Source organism: Comamonas piscis (assembly GCF_014109725.1).
GTDB lineage: Bacteria > Pseudomonadota > Gammaproteobacteria > Burkholderiales > Burkholderiaceae_C > Comamonas > Comamonas piscis.
This window is the reverse complement of sequence record NZ_CP058554.1, coordinates 911,261-931,844: the sequence shown is the minus strand read 5'-3', so window position 1 is coordinate 931,844 and position 20,584 is coordinate 911,261. Positions and strand designations below refer to the sequence as shown.

21 protein-coding genes are annotated in these 20,584 nt (G+C 66.1%); 4 read left to right on the top strand and 17 right to left on the bottom strand.

The window, feature by feature from the left end:
• Nucleotides 1-54 precede the first annotated feature (54 nt).
• The 4 genes from tsaB to corA all read left to right on the top strand — a co-directional run bounded on the left by tsaB (nt 55) and on the right by corA (nt 3,371).
• Nucleotides 55-792, top strand: a complete 738-nt coding sequence (gene tsaB, locus HS961_RS04255) for a tRNA (adenosine(37)-N6)-threonylcarbamoyltransferase complex dimerization subunit type 1 TsaB (protein ID WP_182326532.1) — start codon at nt 55-57, stop codon at nt 790-792.
• Nucleotides 789-1,265 (top strand): ribosomal protein S18-alanine N-acetyltransferase, encoded by a 477-nt coding sequence (gene rimI, locus HS961_RS04250; protein WP_182326531.1) that lies wholly within the window; start codon nt 789-791, stop codon nt 1,263-1,265. The genes tsaB and rimI overlap by 4 nt, the downstream gene beginning before the upstream one ends.
• Nucleotides 1,262-2,101 carry a uracil-DNA glycosylase family protein gene (locus HS961_RS04245; protein ID WP_182326530.1) on the top strand — a complete coding sequence of 280 codons (840 nt, stop codon included), beginning with the start codon at nt 1,262-1,264 and terminating at the stop codon, nt 2,099-2,101. Before rimI ends, HS961_RS04245 begins: the two co-directional genes overlap by 4 nt.
• 283 nt (nt 2,102-2,384) lie before the next feature.
• Nucleotides 2,385-3,371 (top strand): magnesium/cobalt transporter CorA, encoded by a 987-nt coding sequence (corA, locus tag HS961_RS04240; protein ID WP_182326529.1) that lies wholly within the window; start codon nt 2,385-2,387, stop codon nt 3,369-3,371.
• A gap of 44 nt (nt 3,372-3,415) precedes the next feature.
• Here the strand turns inward: corA and HS961_RS04235 are convergent, their stop codons facing one another.
• The 17 genes from HS961_RS04235 to HS961_RS04155 all read right to left on the bottom strand — a co-directional run bounded on the left by HS961_RS04235 (nt 3,416) and on the right by HS961_RS04155 (nt 20,559).
• Nucleotides 3,416-4,684 carry an MFS transporter gene (locus HS961_RS04235; RefSeq protein ID WP_182326528.1) on the bottom strand — a complete coding sequence of 423 codons (1,269 nt, stop codon included), beginning with the start codon at nt 4,682-4,684 and terminating at the stop codon, nt 3,416-3,418.
• 45 nt (nt 4,685-4,729) lie between these two features.
• Nucleotides 4,730-5,785 (bottom strand): porin, encoded by a 1,056-nt coding sequence (locus HS961_RS04230; protein WP_182326527.1) that lies wholly within the window; start codon nt 5,783-5,785, stop codon nt 4,730-4,732.
• 34 nt (nt 5,786-5,819) lie between these two features.
• On the bottom strand, nt 5,820-6,779 hold the full coding sequence (locus tag HS961_RS04225; RefSeq protein ID WP_182326526.1) for a PDR/VanB family oxidoreductase: 960 nt from the start codon (nt 6,777-6,779) through the stop codon (nt 5,820-5,822).
• Nucleotides 6,776-7,801, bottom strand: coding sequence for an aromatic ring-hydroxylating oxygenase subunit alpha (locus HS961_RS04220; protein WP_182326525.1), 1,026 nt, complete (start codon nt 7,799-7,801; stop codon nt 6,776-6,778). The genes HS961_RS04225 and HS961_RS04220 overlap by 4 nt, the downstream gene beginning before the upstream one ends.
• Before the next feature lie 19 nt (nt 7,802-7,820).
• Nucleotides 7,821-8,042: a recombinase-like helix-turn-helix domain-containing protein gene (locus HS961_RS04215; RefSeq protein ID WP_182326524.1), complete on the bottom strand. Its 222-nt coding sequence runs from the start codon at nt 8,040-8,042 to the stop codon at nt 7,821-7,823.
• 142 nt (nt 8,043-8,184) lie between these two features.
• Entirely contained in the window at nt 8,185-9,180 is a 996-nt protein-coding gene (locus HS961_RS04210; RefSeq protein WP_238347783.1) for a Bug family tripartite tricarboxylate transporter substrate binding protein, read from the bottom strand.
• 26 nt (nt 9,181-9,206) lie between these two features.
• Complete coding sequence (locus HS961_RS04205; RefSeq protein WP_182326523.1) at nt 9,207-10,169, bottom strand: VOC family protein; 963 nt, start codon at nt 10,167-10,169, stop codon at nt 9,207-9,209.
• Between the two features lie 9 nt (nt 10,170-10,178).
• The gene (locus tag HS961_RS04200; RefSeq protein WP_182326522.1) at nt 10,179-11,654 is read right to left on the bottom strand and encodes an aldehyde dehydrogenase; all 1,476 of its coding nucleotides are present in this window, start codon (nt 11,652-11,654) and stop codon (nt 10,179-10,181) included.
• A 19-nt stretch (nt 11,655-11,673) separates the two neighbouring features.
• Entirely contained in the window at nt 11,674-12,471 is a 798-nt protein-coding gene (locus HS961_RS04195) for an aspartate dehydrogenase (protein ID WP_182326521.1), read from the bottom strand.
• A gap of 32 nt (nt 12,472-12,503) precedes the next feature.
• Complete coding sequence (locus HS961_RS04190) at nt 12,504-14,195, bottom strand: thiamine pyrophosphate-binding protein (RefSeq protein ID WP_182326520.1); 1,692 nt, start codon at nt 14,193-14,195, stop codon at nt 12,504-12,506.
• Nucleotides 14,188-14,997, bottom strand: a complete 810-nt coding sequence (locus HS961_RS04185; RefSeq protein WP_182326519.1) for an SDR family oxidoreductase — start codon at nt 14,995-14,997, stop codon at nt 14,188-14,190. Before HS961_RS04185 ends, HS961_RS04190 begins: the two co-directional genes overlap by 8 nt.
• Before the next feature lie 14 nt (nt 14,998-15,011).
• Entirely contained in the window at nt 15,012-15,848 is an 837-nt protein-coding gene (locus tag HS961_RS04180; protein WP_182326518.1) for an IclR family transcriptional regulator, read from the bottom strand.
• Nucleotides 15,845-16,741, bottom strand: a complete 897-nt coding sequence (locus HS961_RS04175; RefSeq protein WP_182326517.1) for an alpha/beta fold hydrolase — start codon at nt 16,739-16,741, stop codon at nt 15,845-15,847. The genes HS961_RS04180 and HS961_RS04175 overlap by 4 nt, the downstream gene beginning before the upstream one ends.
• A gap of 18 nt (nt 16,742-16,759) precedes the next feature.
• Nucleotides 16,760-17,296 (bottom strand): cupin domain-containing protein, encoded by a 537-nt coding sequence (locus HS961_RS04170; RefSeq protein WP_182326516.1) that lies wholly within the window; start codon nt 17,294-17,296, stop codon nt 16,760-16,762.
• A gap of 18 nt (nt 17,297-17,314) precedes the next feature.
• Nucleotides 17,315-18,085, bottom strand: a complete 771-nt coding sequence (locus tag HS961_RS04165) for an SDR family oxidoreductase (RefSeq protein ID WP_412101628.1) — start codon at nt 18,083-18,085, stop codon at nt 17,315-17,317.
• Between the two features lie 248 nt (nt 18,086-18,333).
• Nucleotides 18,334-19,542, bottom strand: a complete 1,209-nt coding sequence (locus HS961_RS04160; protein WP_182326515.1) for an MFS transporter — start codon at nt 19,540-19,542, stop codon at nt 18,334-18,336.
• 114 nt (nt 19,543-19,656) lie between these two features.
• Nucleotides 19,657-20,559, bottom strand: coding sequence for a LysR family transcriptional regulator (locus HS961_RS04155; protein WP_182326514.1), 903 nt, complete (start codon nt 20,557-20,559; stop codon nt 19,657-19,659).
• Between the last annotated feature and the right edge of the window lie 25 nt (nt 20,560-20,584).

Sequence of the window (20,584 nt, the reverse complement as noted above, 5' to 3'; positions counted from 1 at the left end):
CTGCACAGGGGCTGAAACCGGGCGCTCCCATAGCCCCCGCGCGCCGCCTACCCCATGAACCTGCTTGCCCTCGAATCCAGTACCGACACCCTCTTTATTGCCACCGCGCGGGACGACCAGCGCTGGCTGCACAGCGGTGCCGGCGGCCAGCAGACCTCCAGCCAGTTGCTGCCTGCGGTGCTTGCCTTGATGGCCGATGCCGGCCTCAGTTTTGATGCGCTGGACGCGATTGTGTTTGGCCGGGGCCCCGGCTCATTCACCGGCCTGCGCACCGCCTGCGCCATTGCCCAGGGCCTGGCCTTTGTGGCCAAGGGTGGCCAGGGCGTGCCGGTGCTGCCGGTTGATACCTTGATGACCGTGGCCGAAGAGGCTCGCCTGCAGCATGGCTGCACCCAGGTGCTGGCCTGCGTCGATGCCCGCATGGACGAGGTCTACAACGCCGTCTACCAGTATGTGGACGGCCACTGGCAGACCTTGGGCGAACTGCAGGTCTGCCCGCCGCAAGCGGTGCAAGTGCCCGCAGGCTTTGTAGTGGCCGGCAATGCCCATGCCATTTATGGCGAGCGCCTGGCACCCGCTGCCACGCACCTGCATGCCATGCCCACCGCCCAGGCCTTGCTGAGCCTGGCGCCCTATCTGCTGGCCCAGGGCCAGGCGGTGGCCGCGCAAGATGCGCTGCCGCTCTACATCCGCGACAAGGTGGCCAAGACCACGGCCGAGCGCGAAGCAGAAAAGCTGGCCCAGGCGGCGCTGGTGCCTAGCGCGCCCAGCGCGCCCAACCCCACGCCATGAACTTGCCACCTACCCCCCAGCTGCGCTGGTCCAACCTGCGCATCGATGACCTGGACCGCTTGCTGGAGGTCGAGGACCAGTGCTATAGCCACCCCTGGACGCGCGGTAACTTTATCGACTCGATGGCGATGGGCTATGCGATGCAGCTGCTCTGGGTGGACCAGGAGCTGATCGGCTACTTTGTCGCCATGCAAGGGGTCGATGAGCTGCATCTGCTCAATATCACCGTCAACCCGCGCCACCAGCGCCAGGGCTGGGCCAAGGTGCTGCTGGAACAGTTGCGCAGCTGGGCCACCACGGTGCAGGCACAGGCCATCTGGCTGGAAGTGCGCATCAGCAATCTGCGCGCCCAGCAGATCTACCTGCAGTTTGGATTTGAATCGGTAGGGCTGCGAAAGCGCTACTATCCCCTATCCCATGTCGAACGCGAGGACGCCATGGTCATGCGTTATTTGCTGCCTACCACCCCATGAGCCTGAATCTGGACGCCCGCCAACGCGCCATGCTGCAAGAGATGGGCCACCCGCTGTGGTGGCCCGAATCGCCCGCGCCTGCCGCCCCGGCTGTGCCAGAAGCAACAACGGCCCCCGCAGCGGTGGCCGCACCACAGCTGCGCGCGGAGCCTGTGCCTGATGCAGCTGTGCCCACCGCACCGACTGCGCCGACCGCTGCACCGGCGATGCCCGCAGCGGCCATTCCAGACACTGCCGCGCCAGTTGCTGCTGTCGAGCCAGCGCCCACGCCCGCACCCGCCCCCACAGCTGCCGCCGTACGCACGACCTCTCCGCAGGCCCTGCCTGCCGATTTCCCCCGCGTGCGCTTTGCGCTGCGCGCCCCCGTCTTGCTCGATCTGCAAGGCAAGCAACAGCCGCCCGTACCGCCCACCCAACCGGCATGGCTGGTGGTGGCCGAGCTGCCCGAAGGCGCGCCACTGCAAGGCGAGGCCGGCCAGTTGCTGCTGCAGATGCTGCGTGCGATGCGCTTGACTGACGCCCCCGTCTACTGGGTGCCCCTCGCCCGCATCCCCGCCAACCAGGAAGGCGATGATGGCCTGCCCAGCTACAGCATCGATGCGCTGGTGCAGGAATGCCAGCCGGCCATGGCCTTGCTGCTGGGCCTGCCGGCCGTGCGCCACCTGATACCGGGCGACCAGCCCTTCTCCAGCCTGCGCCAGGCCATCCACCCGCTGGGCGGCAGCCAGCTGCCCGCCGTGGTCAGCTACGACCCCAGCCACCTGCTGCGCACCCCCCAGGCCAAGGCAGCCACCTGGGCGGACCTGTGCTTTGCGCTGGCCCAGGCCGGGCGCTGAAACTTCTTTACAAAACAGCGGTTTCGCTCGCCTTCAGGCGAATGTAGGCGCTCACTGACAAAGCACACCGTGGGGCATTGACAACGCCTCTGCGCGACAAGGCAGAGCGCCAAGCGCAGCTTATGCGGGAATGCCATAATGGCGCCCAATCACAAACCGGAGTCTCTCCTTGGATCCCTACCCTAGTTGGTAGCTTCCACCCTGGCAAGCACATGGCTGCACAAGGGTAGGAAGCGCCCCCCGCCCCCCTTTTGCAAACCAAGAACAACAAGGAAGTGAGCCCATGCTCAACATCTTTACGCTTGCCAATGGCCGTTTGGTGCAGGAAGAGATCGAATCCCTGCAAGAGCTCGCCCGTTTCCAGCCGATCTGGGTCGACCTCGAATCCCCCACCCTCGAAGAAAAACGCTGGATCAAGCAGCACTATGGGCTGTCCATCCCGGAAGACGCGATGGACCAGGACATCGAGGAATCGGCCCGCTTCTACGAAGAAGACAACGGCGATCTGCACATCCGCAGCGACTTCCTGATCGATGACGAAGACGACCCGCGCAGCGTGCGCGTGGCCTTCATCATGAACCTGCACAATGCCTCGCTCAAAAGCTATGGCGTGCTGTTTTCCATCCACGATGAAGATGTGCCGGTGTTCCGCCTGCTGCGCCTGCGTGCGCGCCGCGCCCCGGGTCTGATCGAGGACAGCAAGGACGTGCTGCTCAAGCTGTTTGACGCCGATGCCGAATACTCGGCCGACACCTTGGAAGGCATCTACGACGACCTGGAAAAAGTCAGCACCCAGGTGCTGGCCGGCAATGTGACCGACACCCATGCGAGCGAAGTGCTCTCGGCCATCGCCCGCCAGGAAGACTTGAACGGCCGTATTCGCCGCAATGTGATGGACACCCGCCGCGCCGTGAGCTTTGTCATGCGCAGCAAGATGCTCAACTCTGACCAGTTCGAAGACGCACGCCAGATCCTGCGCGACATCGAATCGCTGGACAACCACACCGCCTTCCTGTTCGACAAGATCAACTTCTTGATGGATGCCACCGTTGGTTTCATCAACATCAACCAGAACAAGATCATCAAGATCTTCTCGGTGGCCAGCGTCGCACTGCTGCCCCCCACCTTGATCGCCAGTGTCTACGGCATGAACTTCAAGTACATGCCCGAGATCGACTGGCAGTATGGCTATGCCTACGGCATTGCGCTGATGGTGGGCAGCGCGCTGATACCAATGATGTATTTCCGCAAGCGCGGCTGGCTGAAGTAGCCGCCGCCATCCTCCAAGAAAAATGAGCGCCAGGCGCTCATTTTTTATGCCTGCGGCGTATTGCGGCGCTCGCGCACCCAGAGAATGATGCCGCAGGTCATGACCACCAGCTGCGTGCCTATCAGCGCCGCAAACCCGGCAAAAAAGCCAGCGCTCACGCCGTTGCTGGCCGAGAGCGCACCGATCACTGCCCCCATGATGGCCGGCATAAAGCCCGCCACGAGGCTGCCGGCCCCATTCACCACCCCGTAGGCGCTGGCAATATGCTCGGGCCGCGCAAAGTACTGCACGGTGCTCGGGATGGCCGGGCTCATCAGCCCCCAGCAAAAATTGGCGGCGATCAGGCAGTAGGCGGCGGCATAGCGGTCTTCCATATGGAGGGCCAGCCACACGGCCAGCGCCACGCCGATGCTGCCGAACACAAAGATCAGCGGCACCTGCCTGCGCGCGATGCGGTCGATCAGCATGCCCCCCACAAACACCGCAGCCACGGCCGCATACTGCGGCAGCGAGGCCAGCCAGCCCATCTCGCGCATCGAAAAGCCACGCGACTCCTGCAGGTAGGCCGGCAGCCAGTTGCTGCTGCCCCAGAGGTAGGACAGAAAAGCGGCCGTCAGCACGGTGATGAGCCAGAGGTAGCGCGTCTGCATGGCGCCCCGCACGATGCTGCCCACCTGGCCGACGGCCTGGCCCAGCGACTGGGGCTTGGGCAGGCCGGTCTCGACCTTGGGCATGCGCACAAAGGCCCAGACCAGCGGAATCCCGAGCAGCACATTGATAAGGCCCAGCACATGGAAGGAGGTTTCCCAGTCATGCCCCACCACCAGATAGCCGACCAGCGGGTAGCCCACGGCCAGCCCGACCCCGGTGCCCATGTTGACCAGCGAATTGGGCTTGCCGTTTTCGCGGCTCTCGAAATGCGCCTTGATGTAGCTGCCCGCCAGCGAGAACAACGGACCCTCGGAGACGCCCAGCAAAATGCGCGATGCCAGCAGCAGGCCATAGCTGCTCATCGCCGGCGACAGAAAGGTGACCACGCCCCAGAGCAGCAAGCCGCCAATCAGGCTGCGCCGCACGCCAAACAGCGCCGCGCAAAACGGCGTCAGCACCAACGATGACACGCCATAGCCCACCATGAAGGCGGTGGCCAGCAGGCCCTGGCGCGTGCGGTCATCCACCGTCAGGCCGATGTGCGACAGGAAATCACGGTCCGTGATCAGGACCGAGATATTGATCCGGTCCACATAAGAGATGGCAACAACCACAAACAGGGTGAGCACACCCCACCAGCGCATGGAACGGGAGTCATTCATGGTGCGACTTTCCTCAAAGATAAAAAAGCAGGCTCGGGTGGTGGATCAGAAGAAGTGGCGGATGCCCAGCTCCATGCCGCTGGACTTGCCGCCCATCGCGGCGCCGGTGGCGCTGAGGCCTTGAACGCCGATGGCGCGGTTGGCACCACTCTTGTTCTTCAGGTAGGCCAGCGTGCCGTAGACCTGGGTGCGCTTGCTGAAGTTGTAGCCATAGCCCAGCGCGACCTTGTTCCAGTCCGCATCGCTGCCGGCCGTGTTGTAGTGGCCCAGCGAAGCGCGCAGCTCACCCGGGCCCAGCGGCGCCGTGGCACCGAGCTGCAGCACCGTCACCTTCAGTGCGCCGCGCTTTTCACGCGCCCAGATCAGCATCGGTTTGACCACACCCAGGTCATAGCTCAGGCCCAGGTTGCTGGCGCTGACGTTGTTGTCTGGGCTGTCGCCATAGAAGCGGCCCATGGCCAGCGCGCCGTTGAAAGCGCCTTGGCGGTAGCCCAGGCGCAGGCCTCGGTAGTCGCCCTGGTTCTTGTTGGGCTCTGCCTTGGTATGTTCGCCAAAGGCCAGCTGGGCCTGGCCGTAGAAGCCGCCCAGGCTGGCCGGCAGCAGGTAGCTGAGGGCATTGCTGATCTGGATGGGTGCGCCGCCGGTGGAGGTTCCCGCCGCCGGAACGCCCAGGATGCTGAAGGCCCCCGTGCCGCCCACGCCATTGGTCAGAAAGGGATCAAAGATCAGGGTGCTGAGAAAGCTGGCCGAATCGTCCCGGCCCAGACGCAGCTCACCCAAATCACCGAGCAGGCTCACCGTGGAGCGGCGGTTGAAACCCAGGCCCGTGCTGCCCGCCGCCTTGCCGGCGCCGGTATCCGAATCCAAACCCGCCTCCAGCCAAAAGCCGGCCTTCAGGTTGCCGCCCAGGTCTTCGGTACCGCGAAATCCCAGCCGGCTGATATTGGCCCCCCCGGTGGCCAGGCCCAGCTTGCTGGACGTGCCCGTGCCCGTCAAACGGGTGATGTTGGTGTCGATGACGCCGAACACCTCGACCTTGGATTGGGCTGCAGCTATCCCTGCCAGGCTGGCCAAGCCAGCGGCAATCGCGATTTTTTTCATGGTGTTGTCTCTTTGTTGTGTGTCTGTGTGCGGTTTAGAGATCCAGAACCAGCGCCTCGCTCTTGCAGCCGGAGACGCAGAGCATCATCACCTGGTTGCCCGCCTTTTCCTTGGCACTGAGCACCGAGTCGCGGTGGTCGGGCACGCCGCTGAGCACCCGGGTTTCGCAGGAGCCGCAGACCCCTTCGCAGCAGCTGTGGCCGATATCGACGCCCGCTGCCAACAAGGTGTCCAGCAGTGATTGCTCGGCTGTGATCTCGATGACACGGCCGCTGCGCTTGAGCTCGACCGTGTAGTTGCTGCGGGCATCGCTGGCCGCCTGGACCTCGACCGGGCTGAAGCGCTCGATGTGGGCGTTGGCATGGCCCAGCTCGCTGCAGACGCGCTCGAAGGCATCGAGCATTGGCGTCGGGCCGCAGGCATAGTGGTGCAGACCGGCATCGGCACCGTGCTGGGCCAGCAGCGCCCGCAGATCGGGCGGGCCACCCGCCTCGGCATCGAAGTGCAGCTGCAGCGGCATGCCCAGCGCCTGCAGCTCGGCCAGAAAGGCGGCACTGCGGCGGTCACGCGCAAAGTAGAGCATCTCGAAAGAGCTGCCCTGGCTCTGCAGCCGGCGCGCCATGCACAGCATGGGCGTGATGCCGATGCCACCGGCCACCAGCACCGTATGGCGGGCGCTTTCGTCCAGTGCGAAATGGTTGCGCGGCTCGGAGATGCTGATGGGCATGCCCACGCGCAGCGCCTCATGCACGCAGCGCGAGCCGCCCCGGCTGGCACGGTCGCGCAGCACGCCTACGACATAGCGGTGCCGTTCGCGGCTGTCGTTGGACAGCGAGTAGCTGCGCACCAGCCCATTGGGGAGGTGCAGGTCGATGTGGGAGCCGGCCGTGAATGCCGGCAGCTCGCCCCCATCCACCGGGCGCAGCTCGACACTGATGGTGTCCTGGGCCTCAAAGCGCAGCGTGTGCACAAAGGCCTGCAAGGTCGTCGTCATGCTGCGCCACTTCCTTCCAGTTGTTCCTCGGCCAGGCGGCGCAGGCGGCGGCGCAGACGCACCAGACCAATGTCATGCTGGTAGAGGTTCTCGCGCTCGTTGGCATCCAGCTCCATCTGCTCCATCATCACGCGGTCCTGCTCCAGCACCGTCCAGTGGCGCGCCTCCAGGCGGTTGCGGTAGAGAAAGCGCCAGGTGTCGCGCATCCAGCCCTGCACGCGGCGGCAGCGCCAGAAGAACACCGCGCAGAGCTCGGGGCTGATCGGGGTGACGCAGGCGATGATGGCGAAATTGCCACCGGGGCCACCGGTCTTGGGATAGGGAATCTCCAGCCGCATCCAGTGCATGTCGGTCTCGCCCCACTCCGTCCAGTCAAAGTTCACACCGCGCTGGCCCGCCTTCTCAAACACAAAGCCCAGATCGGTCTCGCGCACCTGGAAGGTGGCCTTGCTGTCGCCGTCGGCCATGGAGTGCGACTGCTTGTGCAAAAACGTGCCATGCATCGGGTCCATCACGTTGTCGATCGCGTAGCGGTAGTCGGTACGCCATTCGGCATAGCAGAGGAAGTTCGAATACTCGGGCGAGGTCAGCTCCTCGGGCATGCGGAAGGCGGGCGGCGCATCCACATGCGTGTCGCTGTTGAAGAGAAAGATGGCGCCATGCGCTTCATGCACATGGAAATCCAGCGCGGCGCGCGCGCCTTCCAGCTTGCAGCCCGGGCTGCCTGGCACCTTGGTCACCGTGCCATCGCAGCGCACTTCGACGCCGTGGTAGGGGCAGGCAAGGCGGTCGCCGAGGATCACGCCTTGCGACAGTGGCGCGCCCCGGTGCGGGCAATGGTCCTCCAGCGCATGCACCTGGCCCGCGGCATCGCGCCAGAGCGCGATCTTGTAGCCAAAGCGGCGCAGCGAGACCGGTTTGTCCTGCACAAAGTCGGAGGGGCAGACGGGGTACCAGAGATTCTGCAGGCCCTTGCTGAGCAAGCGGTCCACAGGATTGATAGAGATGGTTTGTACATGCATGGCGTGCTCCTTTCTTGCTTTAGTGGCCCAGGCGTTGCATCAGCGCGGCAAAGCTGGGTTCAGTCCAGGCCTCGCCGTTCTCCCCGGCCGGGCCGCTGCGGTTGATATAGGCCACCAGCTCGGGCAGGGTCTGCACGCCTTCGCCAAAGGCGCGCTCTATCGCATCGCCCAGCAGGTCTTCAAACAGGGTCGCAGGGCGCTGGCGGGCCTGGTGCGGTTCAAGGTATCGTTCAACAGCCATCGTGGAAACTCCTTCTAAATTGCTTCGCTCTGCCTCGCTGCCCCGCACTGGGTGCTGGGGCTGGGGCACTTTTCGTCCGCCCTGGGGTGGCGGGGGCCATGTCGCTGGCGGTCTGGGCGCTGGGGATCGGCGCGCGGGTCTGCTACTGCGCCTCGATCCCTCGGCGCTTGATGATGGGCGCCCATTCAGCGGTCTCGCTGCGGATCACATCGCCGAACTTCGCGCCCTCTACTATCCAGACACTGAGGCCCTGCTTTTGCAGTTGCGCCTTGCTGGTCGGCTCGTTGAAGATCTGCCCCAGGTCCTGCTGCAACTGCGCCAGCACGGCCGCTGGCGTGCCCTTGGGCGCCATCACGCCATACCAGGACGACAGCGCCACACCCGGTACACCGGCCTCGGCCAGCGTCGATACATCCGACAGCTCCGCGCTGCGCTGGGCATCGGTCACGGCCAGCGCTCGCAGCTTGCCGGACTGGATATGCGGCAGCAGGGTGGGCAGGTTGCCGATGATCATCGGCACCGTGCCGCCCAGCACATCGTTCAGGCCCGGGGCCGTGCCCTTGTAGGCCACATGCAGAAAGTTCACGCCCGCCTGCTGGCCGAAGAGCTCGCCCGCCAGGTGCAGGCTGCTGCCCACGCCGGGCGAGGCATAGCCGATCCCACCCGGTTTTTGCTTGGCCAGCGCCACCAGCTCCGCAATGGTCTTGGCGGGCACCGACGGGTGCACCGCGATCACATTGGCGGTGCGCGCCAGCGAGGTCACCGGCACGAAGTCACCCTCCACGCTGTAGTGCAGCTTGGGCATCAGGGTCGGGTTGATCGTCAGATTGCCCTGGGGCACCACCAGCAGCGTGTGGCCATCGGCTTTGGCGCGCTTGGCTGCCTCGATGCCGATATTGCCGTTGGCGCCCGTGCGGTTGTCCACGATGGACACCTGCTTGTACTGCGCCGCCAGCCCATTCGAGAGCATGCGCGCCAAGGTGTCGACCGGGCCGCCCGGCGGAAAGGGCGCAATGATGGTGAACGGCGCGGCAGCCAGCGCCTGGCGGCCATCGGCCGGGCTCTGTGCCTGCGCCAAGGGCAGCGCCGCAGCGCTGGCCAGGGCCAACAAGGTGGGGATGAGCATGCGTCTTTGCATCGCGGGGAACTCCGTCTCGGATCGGATCAGTGGCGTTTGTCGGTGAGGAACTTGCCGTCCGCAGCGCCCACGCCCTTTTGGCGGCGGGTGTTGCCATCAATGCCGCCATCGATCGCCCATTCGGCAAACACCGTGGGGCCGGGTTCGAACTCGCGCGGCTGCCAGTCGGCCGTCAGCTGGTCCTCGTCGGCGTAGTACTCCACCAGGGCGCCGGCCGGGTTCTTGAAGTACCAGAAATAGGCGGAAGACACCGGGTGGCGGCCGGGACCGAGCTGGGTGTCCCAGCCGCAGCGCGAGATGTGCATGCCGCCGCCGAAGACCTCGTGGATGTCGCGCACGGTGAAGGCCACATGGTTGAGACCGGCATGCTTGTCGGGGCGCTGCAGCAAAAAGATGTCGTGGTGGCCGCCCTCGGGCGCGGTGCGCAGAAAGGCGCCCCGCTCGGGGTAGCGGTCCGATGCGGCAAAACCGAAGTGCTCCACATAGAAGCGCTCGCAGGCCTGCACATCCTTGACGAAGAAGACCACATGGCCGACCTCGATCGGCTGGGCGCGCTCGTAGGCCGGGCTGGCCTGGTCGATGCGGCCCTTGCGGCTCCAGGTGTTGTACTCGGCGCTGGGCAGGTCGAGGTCGCGCTTTTGCGTGACCTGCAGGCGCAGCGCCAGGCCGTTGGGATCCGTGCAGCCGATGCGGCCTCCCTGCTTCACAAAGCCCGGCAGCTGCGCAATACGGCTTTCGTAGAGTGCCAGGTCGGCAGCGCTCTCCACGCCCCAGACGACTTCGCGCAGGGTGGGGCCGGCCTCGATGGCAGGCGGCAGATCGGGGTGGCTGCTGGCGGCCACGATCACGCGGCAGCCGTTCAAGGTCTCAAACACCAGGCGCTCGGCCTGCTCCTCGACCAGGCCCAAACCCCAGTCGAGAAAGAACTGGCGGCAGGCCGCCAGGTCGTCGGCGCCATAACTGATTTCGTCAATGCCCAATACGCTCATGATCTTTCCTTAGTTGGCCCAGGCCAGTGGTGCCTCGTTCAGGCCCCAGTACAGGCTTTTTTGCTCCATGTACTGCTGGATGCCCAGGCGCCCTTTTTCGCGGCCCAGGCCGCTGTCGCGCCAGCCGCCAAACGGCGTCGAGATGGAGAACTGCTTGTAGGTGTTGATCCAGACGGTGCCGGCCTGCACGGCCCGGCCAATACGCCAGGCGGCCTTGTAATCGCGCGTCCAGATGCCGGCGGCCAGCGCATAGACGCTGTCATTGGCCTGTTCCAGCAAGGCCGCTTCGTCATCAAAAGGCATGGCCACCAGCACCGGGCCAAAGATCTCCTGCTGGCAGATCTGGTCCTGGTTCTTCAGGCCTTCGAGGATGGTGGGGCGGTAGTAATAGCCGTGCTCATAGAGCGCGCCCTCGGGCCGCTGGCCGCCGGTGCGCAGTTGGCCGCCCTCTGACAGGCCCAGCTGCACATAGCTTTCGATCGATTCACGGTGCTTGGCGCTGATCAGCGGGCCCATCTGGGTGCGCTCATCGGCGGGGTCGCCCACGCGCAGCGCCGCAGCCTTGGCCGTCAGCCGCTCCATGAAGTCGCCATACAGCTTGCGCGCCACAAACAGCCGCGAGCCGGCGATGCAGGATTCGCCCGAGGAGCTGAAGATGCCGTAGAGCACGCCGTTGACGGCATGGTCGAGGTCGGCATCTTCGAGCACCATGGTGGCCGACTTGCCGCCCAGCTCCAGCGAGACCGGCATCATCTTGTCGGCGGCAATGCGGGCGATGTGCTTGCCGGTGGAGGTGCCACCGGTGAACGACACCCGCTTGACCAGCGGATGCTGGGTGATGGCATCGCCAATGACCGAGCCACGGCCGGGCAGCACGCTGATGATGCCCTTGGGCACACCGGCTTGTTCACAGATCCTGGCCAGCTCCAGCGCCAGCAGGGGCGTGGCTTCTGCGGGCTTGACCACCACGGCATTGCCAGCCGCCAGCGCCGGGGCCATCTTCTGCGCCTCGCTGGCGATGGGCGAGTTCCAGGGCGTGATGGCGGCCACCACGCCCATGGGCTCGTAGACGCTCATGGTCATGCAATCGCCCCGGGGCGGCGTCAGGGTCTCTTCCATCGTCTCGCAGGCCGCGGCAAAGAACTGGAAAGTGCCGGCAGCGCTGGCCACCAGGGCGCGCGTCTCGCTGATCGGCTTGCCGTTGTCAAGGCGCTGCAGCTGCGCCAGTGGCTCAGCGCGCTCGCGGATCAGTTGGGCCACGCGCTGCAGCACGGCGGCGCGCTCATGGGGCTTTTTCTGCGCCCAGCCGCTGTGGCGAAAGGCCTGGTCGGCCTTGCGGATGGCCTCGTCCACATCGGCCAGGCTGGGTGCGCGCAGGCGGCCCACCACTTCGCCAGTGGCGGGGTAGAGGCTGTGGGATTCATCGCCAGCACCCAGGCGCCATTCGCCGGCGATGTTGATGGGAAGCAGTTCAAGCTTGGACATGGGGCAACTCTTTCTTGGGTCAGATCACCAGCGGCGCGACATGGCCGCGCAGCGCGCGCACGGCGCTGAACACGGTCAGGGCCGAGGTCTTGGGGTTGGCGGTCAGCGGCTGGTTGCGCATGGTCAGCTCAAAGCTGCCAAAGGCGCCGGCGGCCTCGACCTGGTGCAGGTTCTCGCGCACCGCCGGGTCGGCGATCAGGCGCACCATGGTGCGGTCCAGACCCAGCCCGGCCAGCGACACGGTGGCAGCGACATTGGCGTTCTTGGGGAACTGTGCCGCTGCTTCGCGCGCCGTGCCTTCGAAGATCAGGGTTTCGACTGCCAGGCTATCCAGATCACGGCCCTGCTCGGCGGGCGTGCCCTTCCAGGCCTGGGGTGGCTTGCGGCCGGTGTAGCGCACGCTGTCCAGGCCACCGATGCGGGCGGCGGCCAGCGCATCAATGCCGCCGATGGCGCCTGCAATCAATTGCACCTGTGTGCGGCCGGCGCGGGCCGCTGCCTCCAGCTGTTCGGGCAGGCCAGGCGCCGACAAGGCGCCCACCGATGCGACGATGCAGGGCAGGCCGCGCTGCAGCGCGGGCAGCACATGCTGGGTGATGGCGGCATGGCCAGCGGCCTCCACCACCAGGTCGATACCGGCGGCGGGAACGGTCTGCACAACCTGGGCACCCGGGGCCAGGCGCTGCGCCACGGCCCGCGCTGCATCCTGGCTGCCCTCCGGCACCACAATGGCGGCGATCTGCAGGCCGGCATCGTTCTGGACCAGTTCCAGCAAGGCGCTGCCAATGGCGCCGCAGCCGATCAGTGCAATCTGCATGGTGGGAATCCTTTTTTTGTTCTGAGGGAGGCTTACTGGGTCTGGGTGGCCGGGATCTGGTCCAGCTTGTTCACCGGCGGGCCGGAGAACGTGGTCTTGAAGCTGCCGATGGCCAGCATGTCGATCTCCAGCAGGAAGGGCCCCTTGCGGCTCCAGGCCGCGTCCAGCACGGCGGGCAGTTCGTCCAGATTGCGCACCCGGGCATGGGGCAGGTGGATCGAGGCACAGAGCTGCGCATAGTCGGGCGTGTGCAGGTCCACATAGCAGCGGCGGCCGCCGTAGGAGGCATCCTGGATGTTCTGGATCACGCCATAGCGTTGGTCATTCATCAGCACGATCAGGCAGTCGCAGGACTCTTGCACCAAGGTCGCCAGCTCCCCCAGGTTGAGGATGAAGCCGCCATCGCCCGCCAGCCCCAAGGTTTTGCGACCCGAGCCGCTTTCGGCCGCGCCGATGGCGGCACCAATGGCCATCGGCATGCCCATGCCGATGCCGCCACCGGTGGCATGCACGCCGGCATTGGGGGCGAAAAAGCGCAGCTCCCGGTTGCCCCAGGTGCTGTTGGAGACGGTCACATCGCGCACCCAGTTGAAGTTGCGGCCCACCACCTGCTGCAGCTGCTGCACCAGGGCGCTGTAGGGACCCAGGCCATCGCGCATCGTGGCCACCGCCTCCTGGTGCACCTGGCGCAGATCGGCCAGCATCTCGGGATCGGCCCGGTAGCCGCGCGCCTCCAGCCGGTCGGCCAGACCGTTCAGCGCCAGCGCCGAGTCACCACAGACAAAGCCGTCATCGCGGTAGCAGCGGCCTTGCTGGGCGGCATCCACATCAATGCGCAGCAGCGGGCGGGGCAGCTTGAGCTCGTACTTCAGCGTCTCGTTGCTGCGCAGGCGTGTGCCCACTGCCAGCATGGCGTCGCAGCGCTGGTAGAAGGCCTCGACCGGCTTCTGGATGTTGTAGGCGCCCAGCGAAGCGGGATCGTCCTCGGGCACAATGCCGCGCCCCTGGCCGGTGCTGACAATGCCAAAGCCCAGGGCCTTGAGGCGCTGCACGGCCGCCACTGCATGGCGTGCGCCGCCGCCCAGCCACAGCAGTGGGCGGCGGGCCTGGGCCAGTGTGTCGGCCAAGGCGTCCAACGCTGCCGCATTGGGGGCCAGCACCGCCACCGGCAGTGGCGACCAGTCGGCCGGCATGTCGATCAGGCTTTGCTGGATGTCGATCGGAATCTCGACGCTGACCGGCCCGGTGGGGGCCGTCATCGCCGCCTGCACCGCCGCCTTCAAGGTGGACAGGCAGGTCTCGGCGCTGCGCACGCGAAACGCAGCCTTGGACACCGCCCCCAGCATCGTGAGCTGGTCTGGTGCCTCGTGGATATAGGACAGCTTCTGGTCGAGGTACTGGGTCTCAATCTGCCCGGTGATGTGCAGCAGCGGCGTGCCGGCCGTATAGGCCTCCACCAGGCTGCCGGCGATATTGCCCGCTGCCGGGCCGGTGCTGGTGATGCAGACCCCCAGGCTGGAGGTGGAACGGGCACAGGCATCGGCCATGTTGCCGGCACCGGCCTCGCCACGGGCCATCACAAAGCGCAGCTTGCCGCGGGCGAACATCGCATCCAGGATCGGCATGTTGTGGATGGAAATCACCCCGAATGCGGCCTGCACGCCGCAGTGTTCGAGAAATTCGGCAACGGCAGCGCCGACGGTGATTTGTGCGGTATTAGGCATGACGCGAGAGACCTCCGGAAACATCGATATGGCTGCCCGTCGTGTACGACGACAGGGGACTGGCTAGAAAAGTGATGGCCTGTGCGGCTTCTCGGGGCAGGCCCAGGCGTGCCAGCGGAATGGATTTCTTCTGGGCCAGCGCGCCGGTCCAGGTGGCCCAGTCCTGCGCGGCGTCTTCGCGCGCCTCGAAGCGGCGGCGCCATTGGCCCGACTCGATCAGGCCGACCAGGATGCCGTTGACGCGCAGGCCTTGGGGAGCAAATTCGGTGGCCATGGAACGCACCAGGTTCTTGAGGCCGGCGCGTGCCGCCGAGGTGGCAACCATGTGCGGCTCGGGCTGGGATGCCAGCAGCGAGTTGACGCAAACGATGGCCGCATCGCGCCCCTGCGCGGCATGCTGCTGCAGCTGGGGCAGGAAGGCCCGCGTGGGGTGGATAACGGAGAAGAACTTCAGGTTCAGCTCCTGGCTCCAGGCCTCGTCCGTGGTGTCGGCAAAGGTCGACACCCGGCCCTGGCCCGCGTTGTTGATCAGGATGCTGGCGACGCCCAGCGTTTGCTGCACCTCGGCGGCGAAGCGCTGCACGTCCGGTGCATGCAGCACATCGCAGACGGCGGCCAGCAGCCGGGCCTGCGGATGGCGCTCGCGCAGCTGCGCTTGGGCGGCCTGCAGGCGCTCGGCATTGCGGCCGCAAAAGGCCACGGCAGCGCCCTGCTCCAGCAGCATCTCGACCGTCGCCAGGCCAATGCCTGACGAACCGCCGGTGACCACGGCCACCGCATCCTTGATCTGGAAAACATCCATGGGAAAAACTTTCTTCAATGCCCTGGCATGGGCAGAATCCGCGCCTGCGGCTGGGCCTGAGGCCGGTAGTTCAACAGGCCCGACAGCTCTTGGGCCGTGGCCAGTACGCGCTCAACCAGCGCCTCGACCTTGGCAGGGCTGACATGGGGCGCCGGGATGGTCGTGCCCAGCGCTGCAACGATGCGGCCGCTGTGGTCGCGCACCGGCGCGGCGATGGTGGAAATCGATGCCTCGTAAAAGCCTTCGCCCAATACATAGCCACGTGCGCGGTCCGCCTCGACGAGGTGGAACAGGTCCACCACGGTCTTGGGGGTGTTGGCGGTAAAGGCTTCCAGGTGCTCTTCCGGGTAGAGTCCGCGCAGCTCGGCCAGGCTCATATCACCCATCAGCACACGGCCCAGCACCGTGCCATGGGCCGGCAGGCGGGTGCCCACACGCACCGAGCTGGCCAGTGGCGACTGGGGCGTGACCTTGGCGACATAGATGATCGAGCGGTTGTCGCGCACCACGATGTTGCAGGGGTAGCTGATGTCGTCGCAGAGCCTGGCGATCAGCGGCTGGCCGAGCTCGGTCAGCTCCAGCGAGGACAGGTATTCGAAGCCCAGGCGCAGCACGGCCATGCCCAGGCGGTATTCGCTGCCGCCATCGACGCGTTCCAGAAAGCCCATGCCCTCCAGCGTGTTGAGCATGCGGAACACCGTGGCGCGGGGCAGCTCCAGGCGGCGCGCCAGTTCGGGCGCACCCAGGGTGCGGCTGTCGCGCCCAAACTCCTGCAACAGGCGCAAGCCGCGCTCCAGCGCGGGCACCACATACTTGTCAGCGCCGGTTTCAGAAGGGTTTGTCTGTGTCATTGCGTTAGTCCTGGTTCAAAGTCAGAGACGCTATCTTCGATCCATTCGGTGACGGCGCTGGCGTTTTCCACCGGGCTGGCATGGCCGGCATCGGCGATGCTGGCAAAAGGCCGTTGCCAGGCCTCGGCCCAGCGGCGGCAGGCCGCCGGCGGGGTGACCACATCGTGCTCCCCACAGGCGATGCGCAGCGGCAGCGCCAAGGGCGCATGGCGGCCCAGATCGCTGTCGCACAGCATATTGACGGCCTGGCGGTAGCCGCCGGCCTGCAGGCGCGATGTGCTCCAGCGCACCCAGTCGCGCGCCAGTGCATCGGCGCCGGGGCTGAGCAGGCGCTGGTCAATGCGCTGGGCCAGGCCCGCCACGCCCAGCGTGTCGAGCGCGGCGTTGCGCTCGCTGCGCACCTTCTCGCGGGCGGCGGCATCCTGCGCGCCATAGCCACCGGCCGGGCTGAGCAGCAGCAGGCCCGCCAGTTGCGGGGGCGCCGCTTCTGCGGCACAGGCGGCAGCCATCAGGGCGCCGAGCGAATGGCCCACCAGCACCACCGGGCCCTGCACGTCAGCGGCCAGCCAGGCCGCCAGGCGAGCGGCGTAGTCGGTATCGCGCGGGTGGCTCTGCGGCAAGGCCGTGCTGGCGCCATAGCCCGGTGCATCCCAGGCCAGCACGCGCCAGTCCCGGGGCAAGGCCAGCGCCACATCCAGCCAGGACGCCGCCGACGAGCTGATGCCATGCAGCAGCACGACGGTCAGTGCCGAGCTGCCGGTTGCGGGGCGCTCCCGCAGGGCCATCTGGCCGCCATCGGGCAGCGCCAGCAGGCGCTGCGCAAATTGCGCTTCCAGCTGCTGCTGCTTGCGCAACAACGCATCGCTCCAGAGGGGGGTGGCTTCGGTGGTCATCGCTCGGGCCTGCAGCAATCAGCGCTTGATCTGGGCCAGCGGATGGTCCGCCGGGTAGGTCGGGCGGACCGGCTTTTGCGCGCCGAGCATCACGCACATCAGCGCATCTTCGTCGCCGATATTGATTTCTTCGCGGTAGACGCCGGGCGGCACCGAGATCACATCGCGATCCGTCATCACTGTCTCGTAGCGCTCGCCCTCGGGCGTGGTCAGCACCACCTTGAGCTTGCCGCGCATCAGAAAGAACACCTCTTCCACATCGACATGCAGATGGGGCGGGCCTTCATTGCCAGCAGGGATCACCATTGTCGAGAAGGTGAAATGCTCGGAGGGGATGGTGTTGCTGTCGGCTGCCACGCCGGTGCCGCCGGTGCCGATGTAGCGCATCTGGCCACGGCGGTATTTGGGGTCGAAGTCGGCCTGGAACTTCAGTGCATCGAAGTCATATTTGCGGGTGGAAAAGCGCGCGATGCGCGTCTCCATCCAGTCCTGCAGGCTGGCGCCTTCGGGGCGTTCCCAGCTGGGGTTGGAGGTGGGGTTCTGTGGTTCGCTCATTGGGTTTACTCCTTGCGGTTAATGCATCACAAAGCCGCCGTTGACGGCCAGTACCTGGCCCGTCACAAAGCGGGCGCCCTCGGACATGGCATAGACCACGGCGCCGGCGACGTCCTCGGGTGTTTGCTCGCGCTGCAGCGCGCGCTGATCGATGTAGTGGCGGTGGCGCGTCTCGGGCACGTACTGCGTGGCCTCGACCATCACCAGGCCCGGCGCCACGGCATTGACGGTGATGCCATCGGCCCCCAGCTCGCGCGCCATCGCATGCGTCATTGCAATCACGGCGCCCTTGCTGGCCACATAGGCCATCAGGTTGGGCGCGCCCCAAAGGGCAGTGTCGGATGCCAGATGGACCACGGCGCCCCGGCCGCTGGCACGCAGTGCCGGGCGGCAAGCGCGGGTCATCAGCCAGGTGCCACGCACATTGACCTGCATGACCTGGTCCCACTTGGCCAGTTCGATGTCGTCCATGCCCTTGCCACCGGAATCGGTGACCGCCGCATTGTTGACCAAGCCATCGAGTCCGCCCAAAGCGCGCAGCGCTTCATCGGCACAATGCTGTACGGAGGCCGGATCGGCCACATCGACGCGGATGCCGACCGCCCTGAAGCCACGCGCCTGCAGTGCCGCCACCGATTGCGTCAGCAGGTCCTCACGCAGATCGGCCAGGGCCACCTGGGCGCCGTGCTCGCACAAGGCCTGGGCAAACGCAAAGCCCAGACCGCGCGCGGCACCGGTGACCAAAATACGGCGGCCTTGCAACTGGCCAATCTGCGGCATGGGTGTCATAGTCAGTGTTTGTTTCACCTAAGAAACATTGATTAATTCATGAAACACCGTCAGTGTAGCGACCACCCCATGGGGGCAATGCAGAGGGGAAACCCTAGGAGATCGGCTGAAGGTCGGCCTAAGACGCGGAATGGCGAGCATGAAGCTGCCGAAAGACGGGCGTCGCAGATCCACCGCCGAGCCTTGATGGTTGGGCGTTTTGCGCTATGAAATCAGGGGAATTTGGCAGCCTTACCGCTGCTTACCAGTCAGGCGGATTTGGCGCGAAGGCACCACAGCGCCGTCCCAGCGATGGAGGCTGCCAGCACCAGCACCCACAGCGCCCCCAGTTGCCACTGCTCCAGCGCCAGGCCGAACAGAAAAGGGGCGCTGGCCTGGGTCATGCGGGCGGGCACCATCAGCAGCCCCTGGCGCTGGCCATAGCCTTGCGCGCCAAACATGGCCAGCGGCAAGGTGCCAATCACCACCGTCATGATGCCGTTGCCCAAACCAAAGGCCAGCGCATAAGCCCAGCCGCCCGAAGCACCTAATAGCGCCAACAACAAGGCCGCCAACGGATAGGCCATCACTGCAATCCGTGCCGACCACAGCGGGTGGGCATGGCGCAAAAAGGCATAGTCGGCAATACGGCTCGCTACCTGGGCGGGCCCCACCAGCGCCGCTGCAGCCACCGCCGCGGTGGCCGTGGCACCGCTGAGCATCAGCAGACGCGGCAGGTGCGACATCATCGAGGTGCCGATAAACCAGACCGCCGCAAACGTCAGCGCCAGCAAGACAAGGCTCAGCCACTGGCCGCGCAAGGATACGGCGGGTGCTGCGGTTGCTGCAGGCAAGCCCGGTGCGATGGCTGCAGCATCAAGCAACGGCCGCGCTGGCGCATGGGGCAAGCTGGCATGCAGCGGCAGCAATACCAGCAGCTGCACCGCCGCCCAGACCAGGCAGGCCTCGCGCCAGCCCCAGCTGTGCAGCAGCCAGGTGGTGAGCGGCCAGCTCAAGGTGCTGGCAAAGCCGCCAAACAAGGTGATGCCGACAATGCTGCCCCGCGCCGCCTTGCCATAGAGCCGCACGGACGTCGCAAAGGCCGCCTCATACAGCCCTGCCCCCATCGCCAGCCCCAGCAGCCACCAGACCGCAAACAGCTGGCCCTGGGTCTGCACCTGCGACAGCAGCACCAGCCCCAGCGCAAACAGCAGGTTGGTGGCCATCAGCAGCGGGCGCCCGCCCCAGCGGTCTATTAAGCGCCCGGCCACCGGCCCGGTGAGCGCCATCATCAGCAAGGCCAGCGAGAACGCGGCAAAGATGCGCGATGGCGGGATGCCCAGGCTTTCGCCCATCGCACCGGCCAGGATGGCGGGAAGGTAGAAGGCCGAGCCCCAGGACAGCATCTGCCCCAGGCCCAGCTTGCAGGTGGTCAGCACCTGGCCGGGGGCAAAGGCATGGGGCGGAAAAAGGGACATGGGCGGCAGGGCGAAATCGGGGCAGCGCGCCATTGTGCCGGGCAAGGCTGCGGTGCACAGTCACTCTGGCGCCGCTCAGGCGATTCAGGCGGGGGACGCGCTAACCCTCCACACTCAACGGCGGGGTTCAGCCTGCTGTGCCTGCGCATGGCGCAGCAGGCGCTCGCGCATATCCTGCGCGGCGGGGCTCAGCGAATGCCCTGCCAGCCGCACAATGCCCAGCTGGCGCATGCGCTGGGGCCCCACCAAGGGCACAAAGGCCAGGCGATCTGCCAGCATGGCAGGCACGCCCAACCGAGCCAGCACCGTCACCCCCACGTTGGCCTCCAACAGCGCCAGCATGGTCAGCATGGTGCTCACCTGCATCACCGGCTGCTGCAACCAGCGCGCCTGCTCTGGCCACTGCGCCAATTGGTGGTGGGCGGTGGTGCCCAGCAAGGGCAGACCTTGCAACGCCTCCCAGCGCAGGCGCTTGCGTGCCGCCAGCGAGTGGCTGCGGCTGCAGACCAGGCCGAATGGGTCATCAACCAAGGGCTCGACCATGATTTCCGCCGTGCCCGACACCATGCTGCCAATGCCAAAATCGACCTCGCCATCGAGCACCATGCGCTCGATATTGCGCGAGTTGTCGTCCAGCAGGCGCACCGCCACGCCGGGATGGTCCTGCTGGTAGCCCTGCACCAGCTGGGGCAACCAGTTGCCGGCCACCGCCGCAATGGCCGCCACGGTCAGCGTGCCCCGGTCCTTGCGCACAAAGGCGGACACGGTGCTGGCCGTGCGGTCATGGTGCAGCACCAGCTCGCGCAGAAAAGGCAGGCACTGGCGGCCCAGCGGCGTGAGCAGCGAGCGCCGCCCCGGCTCCAGCAGCGCACCGCCCAGGCGCTCTTCCAATGCCTGGATCGATTTGCTGATGGCCGGCTGGCTGCGAAATGCCTTGTCGGCCGCGGCATGAAAGCCGCCGTGTTCGGCCACCAGCAGAAAGTGGCGCACCTGGGCTATGGGCAGATCCATCTGCATGGTGGCTGATTCCTTTTACTTATCA